General features: G+C 59.2%; 3 protein-coding genes. 2 read left to right on the plus strand and 1 reads right to left on the minus strand.

Features of this window, described 5'->3' with window-relative positions:
- Window positions 1-227 precede the first annotated feature (227 nt).
- Both AC1RQG_RS27745 and AC1RQG_RS27750 read left to right on the plus strand, forming a co-directional pair.
- On the plus strand, window positions 228-1,598 hold the full coding sequence (locus AC1RQG_RS27745) for a sodium-dependent transporter (RefSeq protein ID WP_493136634.1): 1,371 nt from the start codon (window positions 228-230) through the stop codon (window positions 1,596-1,598).
- Window positions 1,599-1,736: 138 nt separating this feature from the next.
- Complete coding sequence (locus tag AC1RQG_RS27750; RefSeq protein ID WP_493136636.1) at window positions 1,737-2,930, plus strand: sensor histidine kinase; 1,194 nt, start codon at window positions 1,737-1,739, stop codon at window positions 2,928-2,930.
- Between the two features lie 44 nt (window positions 2,931-2,974).
- Here the strand turns inward: AC1RQG_RS27750 and AC1RQG_RS27755 are convergent, their stop codons facing one another.
- Window positions 2,975-3,823, minus strand: a complete 849-nt coding sequence (locus AC1RQG_RS27755) for an alpha/beta fold hydrolase (protein ID WP_493136638.1) — start codon at window positions 3,821-3,823, stop codon at window positions 2,975-2,977.
- Window positions 3,824-4,006 lie beyond the last annotated feature (183 nt).

The following is a 4,006-nucleotide window of genomic DNA, read 5'->3' on the forward strand; positions in this document are numbered from 1 at the left end:
TGCTGCGAAGCGTTTTGTTCGTCAGCAGAGAGATGAGATTATGCGGTGTTTCGTGCAGCTCGTCAACCCCTCGTTTTTCCCGCTTAACTTGCACTTGAGATGCATCGTTTCGCGAGGGACCGAACTATAGCAAATGCGGCGCGAACTTGGCAAGGCTTTTTTGCGACGCACAACTGCTACAATCCCGGCCTTTGCCATAAACGGCAAGCAGAACAAGGAACATGGCCATGCAAGAAGCCAACACCAATGCCGCGAAACGCGGCACTTTCAGCTCCGGATTCGGCGTGCTCGCCGCGACACTGGGATCAGCGGTCGGACTCGGCAATATTTGGAAATTCCCCTACCTCACCGGCGCCAACGGCGGCGCCGGCTTCCTGCTGGTCTATCTGCTGGCCACACTGGTGATCGGACTGCCGGTCATGATGGCCGAGCTCTCGGTCGGACGACAGGCCAGGTCCAACCCCATCACCGCCCTTCAAAAGCTGGCGCCCAAGGGACAGCCGTGGTGGCTGATCGGCGCGGCCGGCATGATCGCGGCCTTCTTGATCCTGTCCTTCTATTCGGAAGTGGTCGCCTGGGTGTTCGCCTATGTGTTCAAGGCCATCGGCGGCTCCATCCTGAGCAATGATCGCCAGGTCACGGAAGCGGCTTTCAATGCACTGATCGGCGATCCGCTGCAGTCGCTGCTATGGCAATGGGGTGTGTTGATCTTCATCGGTGGCATATTGCTGCTGGGCGTCACCAAAGGCATCGAAGCGCTGGCCAAGAAATTGATGCCCTTGCTGTTCCTGCTGTTGTTGGTGTTGTGCGCCGTCAGCCTGTCGCTGGACAAGGCCGGCGAAGGATTGGCCTTTCTGTTCCGCCCGGACTTCAGCAAGCTCACTTCCTCTGCGATCCTGACCGCCATGGGCCTGGCGTTTTTCAAGCTGTCACTCGGTATGGGTGCGATGCTGACCTACGGCAGCTATTTCCGGGACGACCAGAACATTCCGATGACGACCGTGCGCGTCATGGCGGCCGACCTGTGCGTGTCCATGCTCGCCGGCATGGCCATCTTCCCCGCCGTGTTCACCTTTGGCTTTGCGCCCGCAGCCGGCCCGGCCCTCGTATTCATCACGATTCCGGCCGTGTTCTCCCAGATTCCCATGGGACAGCTGTTGATGATCGCATTTTTCGTGCTGGCGGCCATCGCGGCGACCGGCGCCATGCTGTCGCTGACGGAAGTTCCGGTCGTCATCCTCCATGAACGCCTGAACATCCCCCGCCGTCGCGCCACCCTGCTCACGATACTCAGCCTGGCATTACTCGGCTCGACTTGCGCGCTGACAAACAACGTCCTGGCCAACTTCAAACTGTTTGGCTTGAATATGTTCGATCTTTACGACTTCATCTCCTCGAACGTCATTTTGCCGGCAGGCGGCATCTTGCTCGCCTTGTTTGTGGGATGGGTGTGGGGTAAGGAGAAATTTGCCGGCGCACTGTCCAACCAGGGGAAACTGAACAATCCGACCGTCACGCGGGCGGCGTTTTTCCTGCTGCGCTACGTATCGCCGGTGCTCACATTGCTGGTCATGCTCAAGGGACTGAACCTGCTTTAACAAAGCGAAAAAAAGCCAACGAAAACGGCTTACGGATCAGTATATTTTTTACAGTCCGGGAGGGAGTGTGCCTATACTGGCGAGGAATTCACCTTCCCCGGGCGCTCGATGGATCAAAGTGCATTCCCCAATGTACCAATGCCGACAATTCTGATTGTCGACGATTCCCTGTCCTACCTCGGCGCGCTGCTGGACCGCCTCGAGCGGCACGGCTTCCTGGTTGTGCTGGCCCAGACGGCGGCCGAGGGATTGATGCGCGCCGAGTTCGCGGAACCCGACCTCATCCTGCTCGATGTCGTCATGCCCGGCATCGACGGTTTCGAAGCGTGCCGGCGCCTGAAGGCCGGCAAGGCAACCAAGGATATTCCCGTCATCTTCATGACCGGCGTGACCGATCCGAAGCAGAAAGTCACGGGATTTGACGTCGGTGGCGTCGATTACATCACCAAGCCATTCCAGATCGAGGAAGTGCTCGCGCGCATCAATACGCACCTTGCGCTGCGCAAAGCCAACCGCGAACTACAGGACATGATTGCCACGCTGGCCAAGGCCAGGGAAGACCTCATCCGTAACGAAAAGCTGGCGGGCTTGGGCGCCATGGTGGCCGGCATCGCGCATGAACTTAACACGCCGATCGGCAACAGCCTGATGGCGGCAAGCACCTTTGAGAACCAGACTGGCGACATCGTGCATGGGCTGGCCGAAGACGGCAGCGTCAAACGTTCCGTCTTTGAGCACTATATTGAAAATGCCCGGTTGACGGTCGACATCCTGTCCCGCAATTTGCACCGCGCGGCCGATATCGTGACCAATTTCAAGCAAGTCGCCGTCGACCAGACCAGTTCGCAAAGGCGCAGCTTCCTGCTGTCCGAGGTGGTGGCCGGGAATATCCTGACCCTGCAGCCGACCATCAAGCGCACACCGTTCGTGATCCGGCAGGATATTTCGGAATCGCTGATGATGGACAGCTTCCCCGGACCGCTGGGCCAGGTGGTCAACAACCTGATCAACAATGCCATCCTGCATGGCTACGATGGCTGCAGCGACGGCGCGATCAATGTCAGCGCCAGGCTGTCCTCGTTTGGCTGGGTCACGCTGGTGGTGGAAGATCAGGGCGCGGGCATCAAACCGGCCGACTTGCACCGGATTTTCGATCCCTTCTTCACCACCAAGATGGGGGTGGGTGGCTCCGGCCTGGGGCTCAATATCGTGCACAACATCGTCACCGAGATCCTGGGCGGCACGATCGAGGTCAATAGTGAAGTGGGACGTGGAACCAAGTTCACCTTGAAATTGCCGATGCTGGCGCCCACCAAACAACCGGGCAGCTAAGAACAGACGAATCCCCCCCGGCGGCGGCGATTGCATCCCGCCGTTCATGCGGCGATAAATTGACGCAAACGGGCAAATGCGGCGTCCGGCGCATCGCGCCATACCCCATGGCCGCACGCGTCGAACTGCACGAACTGCACAAGGTGCGGCGGCAGGGCTGCAGCGATATCGAGCGCGTCGTCGAGCGTGCACACCGGATCGAGCGCGCCCGCAAGCACGAGCACCGGACATTGGGCCCCAGCCAGTCCCGGCAGCAAGTCGAGCGTCTGCTGCTCACCACCAGCCCAGGTAAATAGGATTTCCGGATCAAAAGTGGCGCGCCGCGCGGCATCCTTGCCTGTGGCGGGAAGCGCCGAATACAGCGGCTTGCAAATTGTTAGATACGGCGCATAGGAGTCCGCGTCCGGCTTTGTCCAAAATCGCTCGGCGACATCGCGGGCTTCAGGCCCACCCAGTCGCTCGAACATATCCAGTTTGCGCGCCAACCCAAGGCGGGCCGATGTGCTCGACAAAATGACTTTGGACGGATGCTGCGGATGGCGCGCCAGATAGCGCTGCGCGACAAAGCCGCCGAACGATTGTCCGAGCACGATGGGCTTGCTGACGCCAAGCGCGTCGCACAACCGCACCACGTCATCGGCAAAATTGTCGAGGGTCCATTCATTTGGCGGACGGGCATCGCTCCTGCCATGGCCGCGATGATCGTAGTAGACAATTTGCACGATGTCGGCCAGACGCGAAAAGGCGGGCTTGAAGCTGGCATGATCGTAACCCGGGCCGCCGTGCAGCAGTATCAACGTCGGCTTGGTGCGCATGGTCGGACCGTCCGGCACCAGTCCCGCGCCTTCGATGTCGACAAACAAGCGCACATCCGGTTCGATCAAAATTTTCATGGGCTGTCGTTACCAAGTCAGGCATGCATGAGCGTAGACGTGTCATTACCACGACACGGGTGCGTAAACGCAAAAAGCCCCCGCATTTCCGCGGGGGCTTCTCACTATATAACTAGCTTGACGATAACCTACTTTCACACTGGTTGCAGCACTATCATCGGCGCAGAGTTGTTTCACGGTCCT

The organism is Rugamonas sp. GW822-FHT03B10 (genome assembly GCF_058801745.1).

Bases quoted from the DNA above. Each gene is read 5' to 3' on its own strand.
- AC1RQG_RS27745 (WP_493136634.1), top strand. From the start codon at position 228: ATGCAAGAAGCCAACACCAATGCCGCGAAACGCGGCACTTTCAGCTCC.
- AC1RQG_RS27750 (WP_493136636.1), top strand. From the start codon at position 1,737: ATGCCGACAATTCTGATTGTCGACGATTCCCTGTCCTACCTCGGCGCG.
- AC1RQG_RS27755 (WP_493136638.1), bottom strand. From the start codon at position 3,823: ATGAAAATTTTGATCGAACCGGATGTGCGCTTGTTTGTCGACATCGAA.